General features: G+C 65.5%; 2 protein-coding genes. Both read right to left on the reverse strand.

Translation table 11 applies throughout. From position 1 onward, the window contains the following. On the reverse strand, positions 1 to 627 hold a 627-nt coding region (locus tag AB1609_22390; GenBank protein MEW6049183.1), incomplete at its 3' end, for an S-layer homology domain-containing protein. Between the two features lie 526 nt (positions 628 to 1,153). Beyond that, on the reverse strand, positions 1,154 to 1,522 hold the full coding sequence (locus tag AB1609_22395; GenBank protein ID MEW6049184.1) for a hypothetical protein: 369 nt from the start codon (positions 1,520 to 1,522) through the stop codon (positions 1,154 to 1,156). Between the last annotated feature and the right edge of the window lie 519 nt (positions 1,523 to 2,041).

Consider the following 2,041-nt stretch of genomic DNA (forward strand, 5'->3'; position numbering starts at 1 on the left):
CATGTCGGGATGGCCCCGGACGATTCCCAGGCCCGTGGCCACGCTGATCTCACGGAAGTACCGGTGGTCAGGCGGCAGGTCGAGAAACGCGGCCTGGGTCCCCGGGTCCTCAATCCCCTCCGCCAGACCGGCGCGCGCAACCCAGGCCGCAATCTCGGCCCGGGTGATCGGCGCGCCGGGCACAAGCTTCTCATCCGGGTATTCGGCAGGCACCACCACACCCCGGGAAACCAGAGCACCCACGTAGGGGCCAAACCAGTCCTCCGCCTTAACGTCGGAGAACCCCTCGACGGGGCCGGCCCAGCCTTCATGGCCCAGCACCCGTGCCAGCGCAGTGGCGAACTCCGCCCGCGTGATCTCGCCGCCGGGACGGAACTCGGGACCTTTGGGACGGGTCCACTCCTTGCCCAACCACTCGAACGTGTGCGTCCCCGTGGGACACCCAAGGAACACCTCAAACGAGACGGCATCATTGATGTCCTGAGCGGCCCAGCGGAACGGACCATCCTCCTTCTGCCACAAGTCACAATCCACCATCGCCTCCGGGTTGAAGGCAAACGCAGGGCCCGGAAGCACAACCGCGACGGCCAGGACGGCCACGCACAGAACAGCCAGCCTCTTCAGCAACAACTTCACCTCCTATTTGGAATTTCGGCATTACACAAACGCACAGCCTCCTACATCCCTTGAACATCACCTCCCCATGTCCTGAAATCGAGGCGGACCGCACGGAAAGAAGTCCGAAGGCCCACAACTCGCACTGAAGTGGCATAAGCCAGATCACTACGCCTGCAACACACCAAGTCCACTCTTACCACAAGACTAGGCGTACCTCCACAGCCCGAAGATACGGGCGCGGGCACTCGCTTACACGCAATCACCCGAACGAACCCATCACGCCACAATAAAACGAATCGACTGCCGTTCCCCCCCACCAAATACCAGACAACAGCTCAGGTAGACCACGCAACAACAGGGACCGCTGCCGCGAGCAAGCCACCGCTCTCACCAGTGCAGTGGCGCCCTCACCGGAAATCCAACACACCACTACAAACAAAGGCCGGCCACGTGCCGGCCCGGATTCGAATGCCAGTCCAAGGAAAACCCCGCACGACGAAGGCCCCCCGCAATAAAGAAAACACCGTGAAAAACATCAACCAGGATCTGGCACTTCTTCCTCCCAACGGATGCCGGACGGCAGCCCCAGCAGAGCCCCCGCTAGGACAGGAGTCGCCGCGGTCAGCAGGCCCCGGCTTTCACCTGTCCGGTAGGGCCTCCCGTCGAAACCCAGCACGCCGCAGCCCGCCTGCCGGGCCACCAGCGCAGCCGCGGCCGCGCCGAGCGGCACCGGAAACGGGCACACACAGGCGTCCAGCTTCCCCGATGCCACACAGCACAGCTCCAGCGCCACAGAACAGAATACGCGCACACCCCGCACCCTCGGGCCAACACGACGCACGCACTCCGAAACGGCGGCTGCCCCGGCCGCCGAAAGGCCCGGAGGCACGGCCACGGACACCACGCACGGGCTTCACCCCCCCTTCCGGCGGTATGTATGTGTTGCCTCCGGCGCGGTAGCAACCCGCCACGCGCTCCGAGGCAGAACCCGGAACCCGCCCAGAACTGACCGGGGCAGGAGACTCCCGCGCCGCCCAGCGGACCAGCCTCACCCGGCACGCCACCCCGTACCGGTCGATCTGGAGAAGCTTCACGCGGCCCACAGACGGCGTGGCACCCGGGTCAGAGTTGGCAAACAACACCCGATACCCAAGAGAGTTCCCCGACGGCACGTCCAGGTTCTCGAAAGGAAAGATATCCGTCCAGGTCGCACCCCCGTCGGCGATCACCTGGAACACCAGGCTGCACCCGGCCGGGACCTGGTACTCGGCCTCAAGCCGCACCCTCTCCACAACACCCTGGGCGGGCACGGACACCGACCGGTACTCGGCGGCGGGAAGGTGCCCGCCCGAAGCACCGGCAACCGACCTCGAGGGGTCAGGGACCCAGCCCGACCCCAACCAGGCGGCGTCTTCCAGGACCC

The organism is Bacillota bacterium (assembly GCA_040754675.1).
Classification (GTDB): domain Bacteria; phylum Bacillota; class Limnochordia; order Limnochordales; family Geochordaceae; genus Geochorda.